Source organism: Myxococcales bacterium, from assembly GCA_022563535.1.
Classification (GTDB): Bacteria; Myxococcota_A; UBA9160; order UBA9160; family UBA4427; genus DUBZ01.
Genome location: JADFNE010000003.1, coordinates 1 through 17,993, shown reverse-complemented (window position 1 = coordinate 17,993; position 17,993 = coordinate 1). Strand labels below are relative to the sequence as shown.

At 59.7% G+C, this 17,993-nt stretch carries 21 protein-coding genes and 1 other RNA gene; 11 read left to right on the top strand and 11 right to left on the bottom strand.

Annotated features, from left to right (window positions below; translation table 11 throughout):
- Positions 1–12: 12 nt before the first annotated feature.
- On the bottom strand, positions 13–834 hold the full coding sequence (locus IH881_01670) for an alpha/beta fold hydrolase (GenBank protein MCH7866375.1): 822 nt from the start codon (positions 832–834) through the stop codon (positions 13–15).
- 86 nt (positions 835–920) lie between these two features.
- Positions 921–2,042 (bottom strand): nitronate monooxygenase, encoded by a 1,122-nt coding sequence (locus IH881_01665; protein MCH7866374.1) that lies wholly within the window; start codon positions 2,040–2,042, stop codon positions 921–923.
- A 217-nt stretch (positions 2,043–2,259) separates the two neighbouring features.
- Here IH881_01665 and IH881_01660 point away from each other — a divergent pair, with 217 nt between their 5' ends.
- Complete coding sequence (locus tag IH881_01660) at positions 2,260–2,556, top strand: hypothetical protein (protein MCH7866373.1); 297 nt, start codon at positions 2,260–2,262, stop codon at positions 2,554–2,556.
- A 28-nt stretch (positions 2,557–2,584) separates the two neighbouring features.
- Here the strand turns inward: IH881_01660 and IH881_01655 are convergent, their stop codons facing one another.
- From IH881_01655 to ffs, 6 genes are all read right to left on the bottom strand, one after another.
- On the bottom strand, positions 2,585–3,178 hold the full coding sequence (locus IH881_01655) for a GTPase domain-containing protein (protein MCH7866372.1): 594 nt from the start codon (positions 3,176–3,178) through the stop codon (positions 2,585–2,587).
- 11 nt (positions 3,179–3,189) lie between these two features.
- On the bottom strand, positions 3,190–3,678 hold the full coding sequence (locus tag IH881_01650) for a roadblock/LC7 domain-containing protein (protein ID MCH7866371.1): 489 nt from the start codon (positions 3,676–3,678) through the stop codon (positions 3,190–3,192).
- A gap of 169 nt (positions 3,679–3,847) precedes the next feature.
- Entirely contained in the window at positions 3,848–4,447 is a 600-nt protein-coding gene (gene recR / locus IH881_01645; protein ID MCH7866370.1) for a recombination protein RecR, read from the bottom strand.
- Between the two features lie 2 nt (positions 4,448–4,449).
- Positions 4,450–4,782, bottom strand: coding sequence for a YbaB/EbfC family nucleoid-associated protein (locus tag IH881_01640; protein MCH7866369.1), 333 nt, complete (start codon positions 4,780–4,782; stop codon positions 4,450–4,452).
- Positions 4,779–6,515, bottom strand: coding sequence for a DNA polymerase III subunit gamma/tau (gene dnaX / locus IH881_01635; GenBank protein MCH7866368.1), 1,737 nt, complete (start codon positions 6,513–6,515; stop codon positions 4,779–4,781). Before dnaX ends, IH881_01640 begins: the two co-directional genes overlap by 4 nt.
- Positions 6,516–6,564: 49 nt before the next feature.
- Positions 6,565–6,662, bottom strand: an RNA gene (gene ffs, locus IH881_01630) — signal recognition particle sRNA small type.
- Between the two features lie 153 nt (positions 6,663–6,815).
- Between ffs and def the strand changes: the two genes are divergently transcribed.
- The 8 genes from def to IH881_01590 all read left to right on the top strand — a co-directional run bounded on the left by def (position 6,816) and on the right by IH881_01590 (position 13,709).
- Complete coding sequence (def, locus tag IH881_01625) at positions 6,816–7,382, top strand: peptide deformylase (GenBank protein ID MCH7866367.1); 567 nt, start codon at positions 6,816–6,818, stop codon at positions 7,380–7,382.
- Between the two features lie 223 nt (positions 7,383–7,605).
- Positions 7,606–7,989, top strand: coding sequence for an SMI1/KNR4 family protein (locus IH881_01620; protein MCH7866366.1), 384 nt, complete (start codon positions 7,606–7,608; stop codon positions 7,987–7,989).
- Between the two features lie 226 nt (positions 7,990–8,215).
- The gene (locus IH881_01615) at positions 8,216–9,616 is read left to right on the top strand and encodes an NAD-dependent epimerase/dehydratase family protein (protein MCH7866365.1); all 1,401 of its coding nucleotides are present in this window, start codon (positions 8,216–8,218) and stop codon (positions 9,614–9,616) included.
- Between the two features lie 108 nt (positions 9,617–9,724).
- A complete protein-coding gene (locus IH881_01610) occupies positions 9,725–10,432 on the top strand; it encodes a sigma-70 family RNA polymerase sigma factor (protein MCH7866364.1) in 708 nt (235 codons plus the stop codon).
- On the top strand, positions 10,429–10,998 hold the full coding sequence (locus IH881_01605) for a hypothetical protein (protein MCH7866363.1): 570 nt from the start codon (positions 10,429–10,431) through the stop codon (positions 10,996–10,998). The genes IH881_01610 and IH881_01605 overlap by 4 nt, the downstream gene beginning before the upstream one ends.
- Positions 10,999–11,028: 30 nt before the next feature.
- Positions 11,029–11,490 (top strand): hypothetical protein, encoded by a 462-nt coding sequence (locus tag IH881_01600; GenBank protein MCH7866362.1) that lies wholly within the window; start codon positions 11,029–11,031, stop codon positions 11,488–11,490.
- Between the two features lie 292 nt (positions 11,491–11,782).
- Positions 11,783–12,424 carry a hypothetical protein gene (locus tag IH881_01595; protein ID MCH7866361.1) on the top strand — a complete coding sequence of 214 codons (642 nt, stop codon included), beginning with the start codon at positions 11,783–11,785 and terminating at the stop codon, positions 12,422–12,424.
- Between the two features lie 118 nt (positions 12,425–12,542).
- Positions 12,543–13,709, top strand: coding sequence for a homoserine O-acetyltransferase (locus tag IH881_01590; protein ID MCH7866360.1), 1,167 nt, complete (start codon positions 12,543–12,545; stop codon positions 13,707–13,709).
- A 39-nt stretch (positions 13,710–13,748) separates the two neighbouring features.
- On the opposite strand, the gene IH881_01585 is transcribed toward IH881_01590, so the two are convergent.
- Positions 13,749–14,117 carry a response regulator gene (locus tag IH881_01585; GenBank protein MCH7866359.1) on the bottom strand — a complete coding sequence of 123 codons (369 nt, stop codon included), beginning with the start codon at positions 14,115–14,117 and terminating at the stop codon, positions 13,749–13,751.
- 732 nt (positions 14,118–14,849) lie between these two features.
- On the opposite strand from IH881_01585, the gene groES reads away from it, so the two are divergent.
- Both groES and groL read left to right on the top strand, forming a co-directional pair.
- A complete protein-coding gene (gene groES, locus IH881_01580; protein ID MCH7866358.1) occupies positions 14,850–15,137 on the top strand; it encodes a co-chaperone GroES in 288 nt (95 codons plus the stop codon).
- Between the two features lie 29 nt (positions 15,138–15,166).
- Complete coding sequence (groL, locus tag IH881_01575) at positions 15,167–16,804, top strand: chaperonin GroEL (protein MCH7866357.1); 1,638 nt, start codon at positions 15,167–15,169, stop codon at positions 16,802–16,804.
- A gap of 507 nt (positions 16,805–17,311) precedes the next feature.
- On the opposite strand, the gene IH881_01570 is transcribed toward groL, so the two are convergent.
- Together IH881_01570 and IH881_01565 are read right to left on the bottom strand one after the other, a co-directional pair.
- On the bottom strand, positions 17,312–17,509 hold the full coding sequence (locus tag IH881_01570) for a hypothetical protein (GenBank protein MCH7866356.1): 198 nt from the start codon (positions 17,507–17,509) through the stop codon (positions 17,312–17,314).
- Between the two features lie 90 nt (positions 17,510–17,599).
- A partial coding sequence (locus tag IH881_01565; protein MCH7866355.1) for an aromatic ring-hydroxylating dioxygenase subunit alpha occupies positions 17,600–17,993 on the bottom strand: 394 nt, incomplete at its 5' end.

Sequence of the window (17,993 nt, the reverse complement as noted above, 5' to 3'; positions counted from 1 at the left end):
AGTTCTCTCGGATCAGTGCTCTCGCAGGTCGAGGAACTGCAATATCACCTGGTTGAAGCGTTCCGCCGATTCCATCATCACGAGATGCGCGCCGTACTGCAGGACCACTAGCCGTGCGTTGGGAATGTGGTCGGCGAGTTCCCGGTGAAGCGTCGGCGGTGTCAGTCGGTCTCGTCGGCCGCAGATGACCAGGGTCGGGTGTTGGATCTCTCTCAGGCGGTCGAAGGTGTCGTGGTTGAGGCACGCTTCGCACTGGCGCACGAACAAATCGTGTGAAACCGGGGAACCCTCCGCTTCAAAGAACTTCAGCATGCCTTCGATCAAATCGGTCTGTTCGAGGGTTCGGTCTTCGAGGGTCCAGGCCAGCCGGGTGCGCATCAAGATCTCCTGGCTGATCTTGGCGCGGGCGAGATTCGCCCAGTCTTCGAGTATCAGTCGGCGCTTGGCATCTGGACGCGCATAAGTGCCGAGTAGTGCCAGATGATTCACTCGGTCGGGATGACGCAGGGCCAGTTCCTGAGCCGCCATGCCCCCCATGAAACTGCCGAGCACGTCGGCAGTCTCGATTTTCAATGCATCGAGTAGCAGCGCGATATCGTCCGCGAGATCTGCGGTGGTGAAGGACCCACCGGGATCCTCACTTCCCATCACACCCCGATGGTTGATCAGCACAGTGCGACGTGACTTTGAATATTCGGGGACCTGCAACGGCAGCCAACCGTGACTCGAGCCCCCCATCCCGTTGATCAGCAACAGCGGTTTGGCTTGCACCTCGGCGTCGGGTCCGTGGATCTCGTATTCGATCTTGCGATTCTTGATTTCGGCGATTGGCATTGGGGCGAGTTTAGCGCCCACGAAGGTTGCTGCAGCACTTGTGTGGGGCGGGTGAATCACCTCGCCAGACGCCTCTCCGTGCCGGCTCAGTCGTCGTCCTCATCGTCGTCGCCGCAGAGATCGTCGAAAATTTCGTAGGCTTCCTCGGCCATGTCCATCACGATCTGTCGGGAGGGCAGCATGGTGGTGATGAAATCGACACCCTGGCCCGCCGCCTCGGTCATGAAGTTCTCGAGGTTGTGATCCATCGCGGAGGCTTTGATGTCTGCGAACAACAGGATCTGGTAGGGCGCGGGGGCCGGCTTTGGCGCTTGTGGACTGGCCCATTCTTTGTGCCATTCGCTGCGCAGCGTGCGCATGGTAAAGCCGGAAACGCAGTTGCTGTGCTCGGTGTCGGTGGCCTTGGCCGCGAGCAGCTTCTCTTTGATCGTCATGTTGACGTCCGACTCCCGGCTCGCGAGCCAGACGGTTCCGGTCCAGACCCCGTCGGCGCCGAGTGCGAGCGCTCCCGCGAGATGACGACCGGTGGTGACGCCACCGCCTGCGATCACCGGAGTGCCACTTTCTCGCGCAATCTCCACCACCTGCGGCACGATGGAAAAGGTCCCGATCTTGCCCGTGTGTCCGGCGGCGTCGTAGCCCTGGGCGATGACGGCGTCGACCCCTGCGTCGATCTCGGCCTTGGCCTGACGTGGCTTGCCCACCAGGCCCCAGACCAGCACGCCTTGTTCATGGGCCCGCTTGAGCACGAAGTCCGGATTGCCGAGCCCCGATGCCAACACCGGCACGCGGTTTTCGAGTACGACTTCGAGCTGCTTCTGCGGAGTCTCTTTGTTGAGCCAGCCCAGGTTCCAATCCACCGGGGTGTTGCGCCACTTGGGAATGTTGTGGCGCTTCTTCATGTCTTCGACGAAGTCGAACTGTTCTTTTGGAATATCCGCGCGCAGCTGATCGATGTTGTCCGATGCCGGAACCGATGCCGGAAAAACGAGATCGACGCCAAAGGGTTTGTCGCCGATCTTCTCGCGCATCCAGCGGATGTTCGCATCGATTTCGTCCGGCGTGGATTGAGTCTGACCCAGCACGGCAAACGCTCCCGCATTGATGACGGCCGCAGCGACGTCCTTGCAGTGGGTGAAGGCCACGATCGGATACTCGATGCCGAGTTGATCGCATAACTTGGTGTGTAGAGGATTCTTGCGTCCCACAAACTCTCCTTCGCGCTCTCCTTCGCGACGGCGTCGGGCCGTTCCACTGAAAGTCTGAAACTCGACGCCGGTCGGGGATGCGACAGGGCCAGCTTACCGAAATCGGCGGGCTGCTGAGAAACGGATGCGGACTCCAGTATCATGGGTTGCGACCCCAGGAAATTGAGTCGGTGCGCCCGCGATGGCGTTCCACGTCGGGGCGCGGACCCGGAGCATCATGAGTCAGCATACACTCGACGGGAAGCAGGGCTTCGAAGCCGAGTACGCGGATCAAATCGCCGAGTGCGATGGAGGCGGACCCATCCACGGCACGCGCTACGCGGGCCGACAGGACTTCCAGGGCCGCCTTACGGGGGATTGCGTGGACGTCGGCGACCCACCGAGCCGCTGGTATCTGATGGTGGATTTGACGGTCAAGCCGGACGGATTCGTCGGCGATGCGGTGTGGTGTCTGGCGGGAAACACCTTCCTCGGAGAACACGATGCTCCACTACGGAACGGTCCAGACGTCTAACGGAGATGGCAAGTCCCGAGGACTGGGATCAGGCTGAGCCGAGTCTTTTGAGATCGGTCAAGACATCCTTGGCGACGGCCTTGAGGGTCTCGAACACACCCGTCCCGACGGTGGCGCAAGCTTCGATGCTCGGCGCTCCCTGGGCATTGAGCAGGCGGTTCAGCTCGTCTAGCGGAGCGGCGTTCGGCAGATCTCGTTTGTTGAACTGGATGATGTACGGGACCTTGTCGAGTTCGTAGCCCTGTTCTTTCAGATTGATGCGCAAATTGTCGAGGCTTTCGACGTTGGCTTCCATGCGCTCGATCTGGCTGTCGGCGACGAAGACGACGCCGTCCACACCCTTCAAGATCAGCTTGCGACTGGCGTCGTAGAACACCTGTCCCGGCACCGTGTAGAGATGGAAGCGTGTCTTGAAGCCGCGAATTTGTCCGAGTGCCAGAGGCAGGAAGTCGAAGAACAGTGTCCGCTCGGTTTCCGTCGCGAGCGAGATCATCTTGCCCTTCACTTCGGGATTGGTCTTCGCGTAGATGTACTGAAGATTCGTCGTCTTTCCACACAGTCCGGGACCGTAGTAGACGATCTTGCAGTTGATTTCGCGCGACGAGTAGTTGATGAACGACATTTTTTGTTAGATCAGTCCGAGAAAAGGTTGTCGATATCGTCGTCGGTAATTTCGGCGAAGGGACTGTTGCCCTGCGCTCCCGGAAGTTCTGATTTCTTTTTTACCTCTTCGAAAATGCGGGCCAACTCGCTTCCCGCCTTCTTTGCGCGCAATCGCACGAGCCCAAGCGAACTCCGATCGTCAAAAATGACCATCAGGATCATCCGTTCGCCGACCAACGTAATGTGCAGATTGTCGCGGGAGCCCTGGTGAAAATGGGTCGGGAACTCTTCCTCGCCGACGATCTTGGCCAGGCCCCCGGTAGCGGCAATGCAACCCGCGGTGAGCGACGCGAGGCTGGTGCTGTCCACGTTCTGGAGTTCGCCGGCCTCGCAGATCAACTGGCCGTTCTTGTCCACGATGTAGATGCCTTTGGCATTTGCATCGCGTACGAGTCGTTCACACACCGTCAGGATGCGCGTGTGATCTTCATCGAGTAGCACGAGCTGGGTGTCGAACATCGGCATCCGCCTCTGTAACCAACTGGAATAGAAAGGAGAACAATATAAAAGCTAACGACCGGGATGCAAATGAGCAACCCGACATCACGAACGTGAATCGGCTCTCCGGCGTGCAGGCTTTAGTCCGCAATTCTCAAAATTGGTGGGACTGGAGGATTCGAGCTGCTGGCTAGTTGATCTTGAGGCGGTTCTCGATGGATTTGGCGACGGTCACGTGGTCGGCATATTCGAGATCACCTCCCAGCGGCATCCCGCAGGCGATTCTAGTCAGAGAGATCCCCGCTCCCCGGATCCTCTCGGCGATGAACTCCGCGGTCGCTTCCCCTTCTGCGTTGGGGTTGGTGGCAAAGATCACTTCGCGCACACCCCCGCCGCGAACTCGCCGCTCGAGTTCAGTGATGCGCAGATGCTCTGGCCCAACCCCGTCGAGTGGTGAAAGTGCGCCGCCCAATACGTGATAGCGCCCGCGGAATTGACCGCTGGCTTCGATCGCCAGCAGATCCCTGGGTTCCTCGACGACGCAGATCACGCTGTCGTCGCGTTGGTCATCTGCGCACAGCCGACAAGGTGTTCGATCCGTCAGGTCGTAACAGCCTTCGCACAAGACGGTTTCGCGTTTGAGGCGAACCAGGGCGTCGGCGATTTCGGCGGCGAAATGATCGGGTGCGCTCAAGAGAAAGAAGGTCAGTCGGGTGGCGGACTTCTCGCCAATTCCAGGCAGGCGCTTCAGGCTCTCGACGAGCCTTGTCATTGCGGGGGAGCCGGCCATGTCTATGGCCCGTCGCCGTTGGGATTCAGCATGCTGAGACCGTTGAACGAAAACCTCTGCACCTGTTCTTGAGCATGCCGCTGCGCGTTCGCGAGAGCTGCGTTGACCGCCGCCGCGGCGAGGTCCTGGACCAGGGCGCGATCACCGCTGGCAAAGATGCTGTCTTCGATGCGAATTTCGACAATCTTGAGGTCGCCGCTCGCCACCGCTTTGACCATGCCGCCGCCGGCGGATGCCTCGAAGCGCATTTTGGCGAGCTCGGCTTGCAGCTTGCTCATCTTGTTCTGCATTGCCTGCGCTTGTTCCAGCATCTTCTTCATGTCGGGTGGATTCATGGGGAGGAACTCCCGTTCGATCCGTTTAGCGCCCGAATTTCGATGATCTCACCCCGGACTTCCTTGAGCACCAAATTGATAGAAGGGTGGTTGAGGGCGGCCTGGCGTCGTTGTTTGTCTTGCTCTCGAGATGTGTTCGCCGCCGCAGTCTTTCCCTCTGCCCGGTTGACGGCCTCGCCCAGGGAGATCTCGATTCGCATGCTCTTGCCAAAGAAACTCTGACACAGGGCTTCGAGGTCGCGCCGGCGGTCTTCGAGTCGCTTGAAGTAGAAGTCACCGTTTGCCGCGAAATGCAGGTGGGTCTCACTGCGCGAGAGGAGTTCAACCCGGTCGAGGGAATGAAACAGCGGTGGATCTTTTTCCTTTGCGATCGCTCGCAAACGATCGAGCACAGCTTCGGGGGTCGCGAGCGCTTCGACGGGAGCGACCGCTGCTGGTTCAGGGGGCGGAGACTTCGACTTCGCGGATGACTTCGCGGATGAATCCGAACGGGTCCCAGCAGGCGGGCCACTGGCTCCTGTTGCGGGACGTCCGACCGCGGAGTCACCCCCGCCAGGATTGCTCCCCCCATCCCCAGGGTTCCGGGCGAGATTTTGCTCGAGGGAGTCGAGTCTGGCGATCAACTGAGCGATGTCGCCGCCTTCGGGCAAGCTCGCCAGGCGCACCACCGCCATTTCGAGAACGGCAAATGGCTGGGGCGCCCAGGCGAGGTCTTCTTGTTCGGCAACCAAAATGCGAAACATTCGGCGCAGGCGAATCGTGTCGCTCTGTCCCGCCAGTGCGATGAGTTCCGCGATGTCTTCCGCGCTGCCGTCCACGAGTTCAGTAGCGGCGTCGGGCGAGATGCTGAGCACGACCAGATCGCGCAACTGCTGGATGAGCGAGGCCCCGAGACGCTTGGGGTCACTTCCCTTGATCTCGGCTGCCGCACAAGCTTCGAGCGCGGCCCTGGGATCCGATTCGATGCACGCCCGCAGAATTGCCAGCAGCACCCTGCGGTCGATGAGGTCGAGTACCTGGCCGACGGTTTCGTCATCGACCACATCGCCGCCGTACGAGATCACCTGGTCGAGCAGGGTCTGGGCGTCGCGCATGGAGCCGTCTCCTTCTCGCGCCAGGGCGAGCAGGTTCTGCTTCGAGATCGTGATTCCTTCGGCTTTTGCGATGTTCTCGAGGCAGCGGGCAATTTCCGGGGCGGCTATGCGTCGCAGGTCGTAGCGCTGGCAGCGCGAAAGTACGGTAAACGGGATGGCTTCGGGGTTGGTCGTGGCAAACACGAAGAGACTTCGCGGGGGTGGTTCTTCGAGGGTCTTCAACAGGGCATTGAATGCGTGCTTCGAGAGCATGTGAACTTCGTCGATGATGAAGATTCGATATTTTCCCGGTGAGGGGGCGTAACGGATCGATTCGATGATCTCTCGGATGTCGTCGACACCGGTTCGGCTCGCGGCGTCGATTTCCTGGACGTCGGTCGAGCGTCCATCGAGGATGTCTTTGCAACCCTGACAGGTGCCGCAGGGCTCGTCCGTCGGCCCTTTTTCACAGTTGAGGCAGCGGGCCAGAATGCGCGCGAGGGTGGTCTTGCCGACGCCGCGAGGTCCTGCCAGCAACAGTGCGTGGGGCACCCGATTGCTGCGAATGGCGTTGCGCAGAGGGGTGGTCACGTGGGATTGCCCCGTGACGTCGTCGAAGCTCTGGGGTCTCCATTTGCGCGCGATGACCTGATAGCTCACGGGGGTTCTCTTTTTGCCTCTGGCGCTGTTTCGCCTGTGGCGAGAGAAGACCGCAGGGCCAGATCGCTCGCAGTCAAATCCCCATTGCGGCTGCTTCCTTCCGGACCTGACCGGGTTCACGAAGCTCTAACTCGAACGGGACCCTGCGATCAGTGCTCGCCACAGGCCACCCAAATCTACACGTGGCGCCGTGAACGGTCAAACGCAGCAGGGCGCATCCGTGTTCGGCTGCGAGAGTGAATCGAGGCCCTGTGACGGCCGGGGAGGCGTTAAACTCTGTGCTCTGAGAGGGAGAAGCGAATGGCAATTTTGAAAGTCGCGAGGATGGGACATCCGATCTTGCGTGAGGTGGCGAAGGAGGTGTCGTCCGCTGAGATCGCGACCCCGGCCTTCCAGGAATTCGTCGACAGCATGATCGACACCATGCGCGAATACGACGGAGCGGGGCTGGCAGCTCCCCAGGTGCATGTTTCTCAGCGGGTCGTGGTAATGGAAGTTGCGGACAACCCGCGCTATCCGGACGCCGAGTCGATGCCACTCTCGGTCGTGATCAACCCGCGCATTCATTTCCTGACCGAACGGCGGGTCGAGGGCGTCGAGGGATGTCTATCCATTCCGGACCTGCGCGGCATGGTCTCGCGCATCGCCGAAGTCGAGCTCGAGGCCCTCGATCGAAACGGCGACCCCATCCGTCTGCGCTTCGACGGTTTTCCCGCCGCCGTGGTCCAGCACGAGTGCGATCACCTCGATGGCATCCTCTATCTCGATCGCGTTACGGATACGAGAACGCTCTCATTTGTGCGTGAATTCCAGCGCTATCACAGCCCGTCCGGAGCGGCGTCCCGGGCGGCAGAAACCCCAGCATAGCCGGGTCCCCACACCGGAAATTGGCCGAGCCACGGGCTGGCTGAGACGCCTCCTGAGATGCGGGTTCCCCCCCAGGTCTGTCTAGGGTTCTCGACTATTGTGGCGGTATTGCGAACTCGATAGCTTTTCCTTCATCAACTCAGGCCACCTCGCCAAGGAGGGGAAAAGGAGGAATATGAACATTCAGAAAATCCTAGAGAATCCGCGGTTCCGGTTGGAAACAATGCAGCCAGCCGGAGAAGCGGTAGTCAACGAATTTCTCCAACGAGCGCCGGAGAATCTTCCCGTCAAATACCTGCACTTCATGCAGGCCACGGACGGAGCCAAAGGAAGCGTCCCCTACGATTCGGGATACCTTGAAATCTGGCCCCTCGAAGAGGCGATCGATAAACAAGCCGGGTACGGAGCCGATGATTCCTTATCCGGCTTTTTTGCGTTTGGAAGCGACGGCTCGGGTCGCAGCTACGTTTTCGATCTGCGGGAAAGCGATGGTGCGGCGGTTTACTCGGTTCCCGACGAAAAGCCAGGCGAAGCAGAGCTCGAGCCGATCGCGGCCAGCTTTTCTCAGTTCCTGGAACACATTGCACTGATGGGCGGCGGCGCTTAGCCGGATCGTCCCCTGGACCGCGTAGAGAGGCATTGCCGAGAGGCACTGCCGAGTGCCAGCGAATCACATGCTACCGGGTGAGCCTTGCGGGCTGGCCACTCGGGGCGCACGCACGACTCCGGAGTCGATGTTCCCGGAGCCCGCATCCCCACAACAGCTTGGCAGTCCGCCGCGCTACAGTGCTGCCGCTGCAGTTCTCGCACGAAATAGGAGAGGGAAGATCAATATGGCCAAGCGTACGATTTTGCTGACCGGCGGGTCCGGATCCATGGGCAGCGAGGCGTTTCAGGAACTCTTGCGCCGCAGCGATCGACTGAAGACCCGTCTCATCCTTCGGCCCTCGAGGATCAACAAGAAGAATTTTGGGCGCTACGACGGCAGGCAGGGCGTGGAGATCGTCTGGGGGGACCTCACCAATCCAGAGGACGTCAAGCGAGCGGTGGCTGGGGTTGACGTGGTGTTGCATCCCGCAGCGATGATTTCTCCGGCCGCAGATCGCAATCCACAAATGGCGCGCAAGGTCAACGTGGGCGGGACCCAAAACATCATCGACGCGATCAAGGCAGAGCCGGGTGGCGTCGAGAACATTCCACTGGTTTACGTGGCGTCCGTCGCGCAGTACGGCGATCGCTTGCCGCCGAACGAATGGATCAACGTGGGCGACCCCCAGAAGCCCAGCGTGCACGACTACTACGCGCTGACCAAGATGGAGGCGGAAACCGCGGTCATCGAATCCGGCCTCAAGTACTGGGTGAGTCTGCGCCAAACCTATATTGCGATCCCCGACACACTGTCGTTGCTCGATCCGATTCTGTTTCACCAACCACTGGGCCAGCGCATCGAACTGATCACCAATCGCGACGCGGGCTATGGCCTGGTCCAGACGATCGACGCGCCCGACGAGTTCTGGTGTCGTGTCTATAATATGAGTGGCGGGCCGAGTTGCCGCGTGACCTACTTCGAATACATGGAGCGGGTATTCTCGCTGCTCGGGCTCGGCAACTATCAGTCGATCTTCGACCGCAACTGGTTTGCACTGCGCAACTTTCACTGTGGCTACTATCAAGACGGCGACGTGCTGAACGGCTATCTCGGCCATTTTCGCGACAGTCTCGAGGACCACCTGAAGCAGCTCGGCGACGCGTTCCCGCGCTGGATGAAGCTCGGCGGATCGATCTGTCCCAAGCCGCTCATCAAGGCCTACATGAAACGCATGGCCGATCCCCTGAAATGGATAAAACAGGGCAATGATTCCTATCTGAATGCGTTCTTTGGTTCGAAGCAAGCGTGGGAAGACATCCCGGGATGGGACGGGCCGTCCTTCAAGGGCGTTGCGTCGGCTCCGCCCGACTCCCCACCGGTCGGTCGACCCGAAGCGATGGATCTCGCCGATCTGAAGGCCTTTGCGGTGTCGCGCGGCGGTCGCTGCGAAGCCGGAGCTTTCGAAGGCCCTGGGCAGCGACTCGATTGGACTTGCGGTCGCGGGCATTCCTTCCAGGCGAGTCCGCGCTTGCTGGTCGGTGCGGGCTACTGGTGCCCGACCTGCGCGCCGCGGCTCGATGATGTTTCGGGCTGGGACTACGAGACGAGCGGCCAGCAGGATCCCCTGCTGGCAGCTTTTATATGATAAGTGTAGTTAAATCAATTACTTACTGGATTTTTGGCGCCGAGGAATGAATCCTTTGGCCAGCCCGTGCGTCCAATCGGGGAACCAGAGTCGAAGGCGGTGAATCCCATGACAGCGGCAGCCACAATTGCGACAGTGGCCACGAACGCGGGGGGCTACAGGGATTTGTCGGCGCGACTGTCAAGCGACTACGAAGTCAGCGACCACGAGATCGTCCTGCGAGCCAGGGACGGCGACCACGAAGCGTTTCGCATCCTGGTCAAGCGTCATGAGACTCGGGTCCACGCGCTTGCCCTGCGTCTGTTGCGAGACCCCGACTGGGCCCAGGACGCGGTCCAGGAAGCCTTCATCAAGGCGTATCGCGCCCTGCGCAAATTTGAAGGTCGCTCGGCCTTTGGCACCTGGATGTACCGACTCACCTACAACCATTGTCTCGACATGCGCCGCGCGGACAAGTCGGGGCGTTATGTCGAGTGGGAGGAAGAGCGGACCCTGGGCGCCGACATCGGAGCGTCGGATTCCCCTGCGCTCGCCTCATCGATCCGGGGACCCGGAGAAGAAATGGAGCGCGGCGAACTTCGCGAACAACTGCAAAAGGCGATCGAGACGTTGCCCGAACCGATTCGACAGACGCTGGTCATGCGCGAAGTAGATGGACTGCGATACGGCGAAATTGCGGACTTGCTCGAGATTCCGAAGGGCACCGTGATGAGTCGCTTGTTTCACGCGCGCAAACGCTTGCGCGAAGTTTTGCGCGAACAGGGGGTGACTCCCTTCGAGTTCGACGACAACCAGAGTCCGGAGGAAACAGCGTGAAGTTGGACGAAAAACGATTGCTCTCGCTGCACGCGTATTGCGACGGTGAACTCTCGCGCTTTGCACGCTGGCGAATGGAGCAGAAGCTTCGCAGTTCGCCGGAGCTGCGGCGGGAACTCGCCGAACTGGTCGATTTGTCGAAGTGGATTCGAGAAGTCGATGCGGCCGACACCTCCTCTCAGCGGACGCTCGATTCCTGGTCGGAAATCGGTCCGGCGCTTTCGGGGATCGACAGGGAAATTGAATCGAACCGCGGAGGCATTCGAGCTGGTTTGTCCACGGGGTATCGATCCTCCAAGGCCTGGGTCGATTGGAATTGGGCTCCACTGGCGGTTGCTGGCGCCGTCGCTGTGCTTGTGCTCGCGGTGATCTCGCTGGACGGCGAAGACGAGATGTCGAAGCTCGGGACGCCGAGTCTCCAGACCGACATTGCAACCCAAACCGCGAGTGGGTCCCTGCGCTACTTGAAGACCAATGGGGTCTCCTATCTAGTGGCGAGAGACTCCGACAATGTCACCATCATCTGGTTGATGGATTCAGACGGGGCGCCAGAAGAAGGTGCGTAAAATCAGTACGAGTATCGGCGAGGAAGTACGGTGACAACGGGTCTAGACACGCTAATTCCCGCGCTGCGGGGAGTGGTGGCGGCGCTGGCCATCGGATGTCTCGCGGCCGGGGCCGTGCAGGCTGACCCGGGCCCTGGCTTCGAACTCGAAGTGCTGGTTGCCCGCTTGACCACTGAGCGCGGCAAGATCGACAAGGGTGCAGAGCGTCTCCACGCAGAGTTGAAGCATCAGTTCCGCTACGAGGGCATTCGGGTCCTGGAAACGAGGCGAGTGAAACTCGTTGTCGACCAAGTCTGGGATCTGAACCTTCCGACGCGCCGCAGGCTTCGGATCAGACCCCTCGTCGTCGAAGCGACGGGGGCCCTGATCTCGATCGAGATTAGCGGGCTGGTCCAGACGGACCTTCGAATCAGAAAAGGTCAGATGGTCATCATTGGAGCCGAAAAGTTTCGCGATGGAAAACTCGTCATTGCGTTGCAAGCGGGCCGCTGACCCGCCAGTTTCTGTCGAGCCCGTCAGTGAAGCCACCTTCACTCAATTTCGTGTAACGACAAAATTTCATTTCCTACAAATTGTTGGCTTGTTCCGGTGATTCGTTCTCCGCGATGCGGGGGATAGGCCACACTAACGGATTGACCGAGTTGAGTCTGACGAAGTCCTCTTGATTCTACAAAGTCGAATGACTACACATGGACGGACCCTTGCTGGCTGTGAATCGATCGGCACGAGCCTCGAGGGTTCTGCATATGTCGATCACAAAAAGCAAATGACAGGAAGAGTCAAAGTGGCAGCAAAAAAAGCGAAGAACGCGGCGAAAAAGACAGCAAAAAAAGCCAAGACCCCCTCAACGCGTAAGGCCTCTGCAGTGAAATCTCCGCGGAAGAAGGCCGGAGCCAGGAAGAAGGCTCCGGCGAAGAAGATCGCCGCCAAACGAGGTCCCGGGAGGCCCCCGGGTGGTGATTCCAAGACTCGCGGAAGTCAGACCAGCCGCCGCCAGATCCGCCAGATCGCTCAGTGCATCCTCCAGGAATCCAAGGGCAAGACTCGCGGTGAAGCCTCCGCCCTGACCGGCGCCCACGTCGACGACATCAAGAACCTCAAGGCGGGAAATCTGCCCAGTCTGAAGTTGCTTCTGCGCGTCATCCGCAACGGCCATTTCGATCCAGAGGCGCTGATCAAGAACAGCAACTTCAAGAAGTTGCCGAGCAATGTGTCGACCCGGAACGCTCGTTCGAAGTTGATCGCCGCGCGCATCCGAAAGCTCGCCAAAGAGCGCGAGCCCGCAAAGCTGGCCAAACAGACGGGTTTGTCGATCTATACGATCTACCAGCATCGGGTGGTGAACAAGCGAGTCGGCCTGCATACGATTCTCTCATTCATCCAGGCGGATGCGGTATCGGCTCGAGAGATCTTTTTGGGGCGCTGATCGACCCGACGCGGATTTCCTGCTCTCCCTTGCGTGGTATATTCACCAGCGGCACCGTCTCCGGCGGACCCGCCCGGGCAAGCCATCGCAAGAAATCGAGAGATCGAGAGGACGTCCAATGTCGAACCCCATTCCGTCGGCGGGACCCGAGCCGACCTATGAGCGCGTGGTTTCCGGATACGAAACCCTTCACTCACAAAAAACCTTTCGCTGCGAGTGGGGCAAGGTTCTTCCCGAACTCAACATTGCCTACGAGACCTGGGGCGAGTTATCAGATCGGCGAGACAACGCGATTCTCCTGCACACCGGTCTCTCGGCGTCCTCCCACGCCAAGAGCCAGCCCAAGAATGGACACGACGGCTGGTGGGAGCGCTTCATAGGCCCGGGGCTGTCTCTCGATACGGATCGATTCTTTGTCATCTGCACGAATATTCTGGGCGGTTGCTACGGAACGACCGGGCCTTCCTCGACCGATCCGCGATCCGGTGTTCCCTATGCATTGGATTTTCCGATCATTACCGTGCGCGACATGGTGCGGGCACAACTCTTGTTGATCGATCAGCTGGGGATCGACCGACTTCACGCTTCTGTCGGAGCGTCGTTGGGCGGGATGCAATCGCTGATGCTGGCGTCCATCGCCGCGGACCGGGTAGACCGCCTCGTCAGCATTTCTGCTCCACTGCGCTCCCATCCGCAATCGATCGCCATGCGCTTCGTGCAGCGGCAAGCGGTGATGTCGGATCCCGACTGGCGAGAGGGCAACTACTACGGGGAGGCTTTTCCCCACCGCGGACTGCGGGTGGCGCGCGAGATGGGCACGATCACCTATCGTTCGGGCCCCGAATGGCTCGATCGATTCGGTCGCAACAGGGTAGAAGAGGGCATTGTTCCGAGCCTGGCCGAGGATTTCGAAGTTGAAAAATATCTCGCCTACCAGGGCGACAAGTTCTGTCTGCAATACGACCCGAATTCCTATCTCTATATTTCCAAGGCAATGGATCTGTTCGACCTGACCGCGCCGGAGCAAGGCAGCGAGATCGACAGCGGGAGCCCGCAGGCAGGAAATCGCGTGCGGGCGCCTGCTCTCGTGATCGGGGTGGAGTCGGACCTGCTGTTTCCGGTCTGGCAGCAACGGGAATTGGCGGACCATCTCAGGGACATCGACTGTCCGGTGACGTATCTCGAACTCGACGCACCGTTCGGCCACGACACCTTTCTGATCGACCTGGAGCGAGTTGGCGGTGCCGTGAAACGGCACCTCGAATCGGATCATTCCAACCTGTAGACCGGTCGCTCCAATGCAGTCGGGGGGCGGCGAACGATGTCAGGATCCGATGGCGTCGCGCAGGGCCGAGAGGATCTCTTCTTCAGTGAAGGGCTTGGCGATCCAGTTTGCCGCTCCGGCCGCCATGGCGGTTTCAATTATATCTGGGTCAATGCGCCCGGATGTGATGATCACCGGAATCGATTGCAGTTCGGGGTCGTTCTTGATCGCCAAGCAGATGTCGATTCCATCCTTGCCCGACAACCCGTGATCGGTGAGTACCGCCCGAGGCGAAGCGTCAGCGATCAGTGCCAGGGCCTCGTCGCAGGAACTCGCTGCGATCGCCTCGAAACCGTGATCTTCGAGGGTCAGGCAGAGCAACAGGCGATTCGACTCATCATCGTCGACGACCAAGATTTTTGGTTTCATCCGTGTCGAGTTCCCAGGGCGGATCTGCGTGATTCGCTATTGAAGAATCGGCGTTTCGCCGAGCGAACTCAATCAGCAAACCCCAACGGAGATGGGCTGAGTACGATTTTATTTCGAGGGCGAGGTTCTCGTCAACGATTCACGGGGACACGCGATGCTGAAAAATAGTGGCGGTGGGGGGAGTCTGGAGCGAACTCGTCTCTGCGGGTGTTTCCCTGATCAATAGGGAAAATACAGGGAAATTTTTCAATATCTGACTCCCCTGCTGGAACCAGAGCCGAAATTCCCACGCCTTTCCACGGCCGTAGCGACCAATTCCCTGTGATTGGGAGCAGGGAATACGTTTCGACGAGCAGGGTAATCCTGGAGGCGCTACCGGCCCTCAAGCTGCGGCGATGGTGCGGCAGAGACGGATCGGGTCCGCGGACGAATCGTGAGTGCGCACAGGGAGATCGAGAAGGCAAGAGCCTAATAATTCCGCGTCGTACCGATATTGAGAACTCACAGGAAATTGACTGGTAATTCAGTGTGGCCGTGGATGAACGACGGGCTCCGGGAACACCCCACTCCGGAAAATGCCCGGGAGGGATACTGAGCACGAAGACGGAGCCATCCGATGCTTGTAGATCATTGCTTCCGCTTCCAAAACCGAGCGGCGTGATTCTCGACCCGCAGCGCCAACCCGGAATCGGGCTAAGCTCCCGGCGCCACAGAATAGGAGGAACTGGGCCCATGAAACTTCGTCCGCTTCAAGATCGGATCCTCGTCAAGCGCATCGACGAGGAGGAGACCACCAAGGGGGGCATCATCATTCCCGATTCTGCCAAGGAGAAACCGCAGGAGGGAGAAGTTGTCGCCGTTGGCAAAGGAAAGATCCTCGACAACGGCAAGCTCCAGAAGCTCGACGTCAAAAAAGGGGACCGCGTGCTCTTCGGCCAGTATGGGGGTACCGAGGTGACCCTCGATGGCACCGAGCACGTGATCATGCGTGAGGACGACGTCCTCGGCGTCTTGAAATAGACTTGGAATAGAGAGGAGGAACAGAAAGCATGGCTAAGGAAATTCGTTTTCACGAGGACGCTCGCTCGAAGCTCCTCACCGGCGTGAATGGGCTCGCCAACGCAGTGGGGGTAACGCTAGGTCCGCGGGGTCGCAACGTGCTGCTCGAGAAAAGCTTTGGCTCGCCGACGATCACCAAGGACGGCGTCACCGTCGCCAAGGAGATCGAGTTCGAGGACAAGTTCGAAAACATCGGCGCCCAGATGGTGAAGGAGGTCGCGAGCAAAACTTCGGACGTTGCCGGCGACGGTACGACTACGGCCACGATTCTTGCCCAGGCGATCTTTCGCGAAGGTAGCCGGCTTGTGGTTGCGGGCATGAACCCAATGGAGCTCAAGCGCGGCATCGAGAAAGCGGTGGTGGCCGTCACCGCGGAACTCGAAAAGATGTCGAAGCCGACCCGTGATGCGGAGGAGATCGCGCAGGTGGGTGCAATTTCGGCCAACAACGACAAGACAATTGGCAAGATCATCTCCGACGCCATGGAGAAGGTCGGCAAGGAGGGCGTGATCACCGTCGAGGAGGGCAAAACCCTCGAGACCGAGCTCGAAGTGGTCGAGGGCATGCAGTTCGACCGGGGCTACCTCTCACCCTACTTCGTGACCGACCCCGAGCGGATGGAGATTCTACTCGAGGATGCGCTGATCCTGCTTCACGAGAAGAAGATCGGCAACATGAAGGACTTGCTGCCGTTGCTGGAGCAGGTCGCGCGGCAGGACAAGCCGCTCTTGATCGTGGCCGAAGACCTCGAGGGCGAGGCGCTGGCCACGTTGGTAGTGAACAAGCTTCGCGGCAACCTCAGGATTGCGGCGGTCAAGGCCCCGGGCTTCGGCGACCGCCGCAAGGCGATGCTCGAGGATATGGCCATCGTCGCGGGTGGCCAAGTTATCGCCGAGGAGCTCGGTCTCAAGCTCGAGAACGTGACCATGAAGGAGCTTGGAAAGGCCAAGCGGATCCTGATTGACAAGGACAACACCACGATCATCGACGGCGGCGGCTCGAAGAAGAAGATCGAGGGCCGCTGCAACGAGATTCGCAATCAGATCGAGGACACCACTTCGGACTACGACCAGGAGAAGCTCCAGGAGCGGTTGGCAAAGCTAGTGGGCGGCATTGCAGTGGTGAAGGTCGGTGCGGCCACCGAGACCGAGATGAAGGAGAAGAAGGCACGGGTTGAGGATGCGTTGCACGCGACCCGCGCAGCGATCGAAGAAGGCATTGTGGCTGGCGGCGGCGTGGCGCTGCTGCGTGCACAAAAAGCCCTCGACACACTGCAGGGCAACCAAGAGGAGCAGGCGGGCATCCAAATCGTACGCAGGGCGATCGAGGAGCCCATGCGCCGGATCGCGGAGAACGCCGGCGTCGAGGGTTCAATCGTTGTCGACAAGGTGAAGGGCCTGAAAGGGTCCCAGGGCTTCAACGCGCAAACCGAGGAGTACGAGGATCTGCTCGAAGCGGGCGTCCTCGACCCTACCAAGGTGGTCCGCAGTGCGCTCCAGAATGCCGCGAGCGTCGCCTCACTGCTGCTCACCACCGAGGCGCTGATCGCCGACAAGCCCGAGAAGAAGAAGGGCGGCGGCGGAATGCCAGACATGGGTGGGATGGGAGGCATGGAAGGTATGATGTAACTCCCGCTGACACGGTGAGGTACAACCGGTAATTGATTTTTTCGGCTGGCGATGTGGCGAGTTGGGAATTGTGAGTTCGACATCGTCGCGGATCAGCAGGCGAGTGCTGTGTAGCTTATTTCTTGCTCACCGGGTTGCGCCCTTCACCGAGGCGAATCAAGAGCGAACCCGAACCGCCCAACTTGGCAACAGAGATAAACGCGGGCCGCTGTGCTTTTTGAGCGCGAAACCCGCCGTCTCCGGTTCGGGTTGGCCATGGCTTAATGGCCAACACCCCGCGGAATCGCGGAGTTTTCTCAGGCTGTATCCGAATGCGCGCGCGAAGTCTCTGCAACACCAGACTGAATGGCGGTGCAGGCAGTATGGTGCGAACTCGTCTCCGCACCGAAATCCCTGATCTACGAGGAAAATACAGGGAATTTATCTGCAGTCCGGCCTCCTTGGCCCGTCCAGCTGCGCCGAAGTATCCGAAGTTCGGTGTGTAGAGGTCGTATTTCATCGATGCCTTCAGTTGAAATCCCAGCTGATGATTCGTTTGGGTGAGACCACGATGAGCGCGCTCGGACCCTGGTCAGCAATATAAGCCTCGTAGCGATGTGCGTCTTCATCGCTCTCGTGATAGCGCCGCAAAATTCGCCATTCGAGATCCGACCGTTCAGGGCTCTCTTCGGTGATGAGCTCCCCGAAGCCAGTATGCCGGGTCACAAGAAGGGCGCGAATCGCATCACCGCCCCACTTCCTTCACTTACGCCGACTCACGCAAGCGCCAACAAGGAGTCAGACCCCATTATTCGGTCAGTCTTTCAGGGCGGCCAACAGCCAGTCTCGGTAGGTCTTTACATCGTATTCTTCGGGCATCAACACGCCCTGCTTCATCGGTGCGGAGTGCATTCCGGCTTGGTTCACCTCACTGATCTCGCCGTCCTCGCTCAGTACCTGTTTGATGAAATCGGTGACGTTCGAGATGTCGTAATTCGGGTCCGCCAGCGCCTCGGGCTGGAACAACCACTCCACCTGCATTTCGATCGACTCGGGGCCCGTGGGCAAAACGCGGGTCACGCGCGCATGGTCGGGATGGGTCGCGATATAGGCACTCGGCAGCGTCAACGCAAAAGTGGCGCCGCGCTCGAGTTCCTCCTTCGTGTATTGGGATCGATCGATATAGCCCTGGGCGCTGCCGTCCAGGGAA

Excerpts from the sequence above, each read along its gene's own strand:
- recR (MCH7866370.1), bottom strand. The coding sequence starts at position 4,447 with ATGGCCGGCTCCCCCGCAATGACAAGGCTCGTCGAGAGCCTGAAGCGC.
- IH881_01650 (MCH7866371.1), bottom strand. The coding sequence starts at position 3,678 with ATGTTCGACACCCAGCTCGTGCTACTCGATGAAGATCACACGCGCATC.
- IH881_01670 (MCH7866375.1), bottom strand. The coding sequence starts at position 834 with ATGCCAATCGCCGAAATCAAGAATCGCAAGATCGAATACGAGATCCAC.
- IH881_01610 (MCH7866364.1), top strand. The coding sequence starts at position 9,725 with ATGACAGCGGCAGCCACAATTGCGACAGTGGCCACGAACGCGGGGGGC.
- def (MCH7866367.1), top strand. The coding sequence starts at position 6,816 with ATGGCAATTTTGAAAGTCGCGAGGATGGGACATCCGATCTTGCGTGAG.
- IH881_01620 (MCH7866366.1), top strand. The coding sequence starts at position 7,606 with ATGCAGCCAGCCGGAGAAGCGGTAGTCAACGAATTTCTCCAACGAGCG.
- groL (MCH7866357.1), top strand. The coding sequence starts at position 15,167 with ATGGCTAAGGAAATTCGTTTTCACGAGGACGCTCGCTCGAAGCTCCTC.
- IH881_01655 (MCH7866372.1), bottom strand. The coding sequence starts at position 3,178 with ATGTCGTTCATCAACTACTCGTCGCGCGAAATCAACTGCAAGATCGTC.
- IH881_01585 (MCH7866359.1), bottom strand. The coding sequence starts at position 14,117 with ATGAAACCAAAAATCTTGGTCGTCGACGATGATGAGTCGAATCGCCTG.
- IH881_01640 (MCH7866369.1), bottom strand. The coding sequence starts at position 4,782 with ATGAATCCACCCGACATGAAGAAGATGCTGGAACAAGCGCAGGCAATG.
- IH881_01615 (MCH7866365.1), top strand. The coding sequence starts at position 8,216 with ATGGCCAAGCGTACGATTTTGCTGACCGGCGGGTCCGGATCCATGGGC.
- IH881_01660 (MCH7866373.1), top strand. The coding sequence starts at position 2,260 with ATGAGTCAGCATACACTCGACGGGAAGCAGGGCTTCGAAGCCGAGTAC.
- groES (MCH7866358.1), top strand. The coding sequence starts at position 14,850 with ATGAAACTTCGTCCGCTTCAAGATCGGATCCTCGTCAAGCGCATCGAC.
- IH881_01590 (MCH7866360.1), top strand. The coding sequence starts at position 12,543 with ATGTCGAACCCCATTCCGTCGGCGGGACCCGAGCCGACCTATGAGCGC.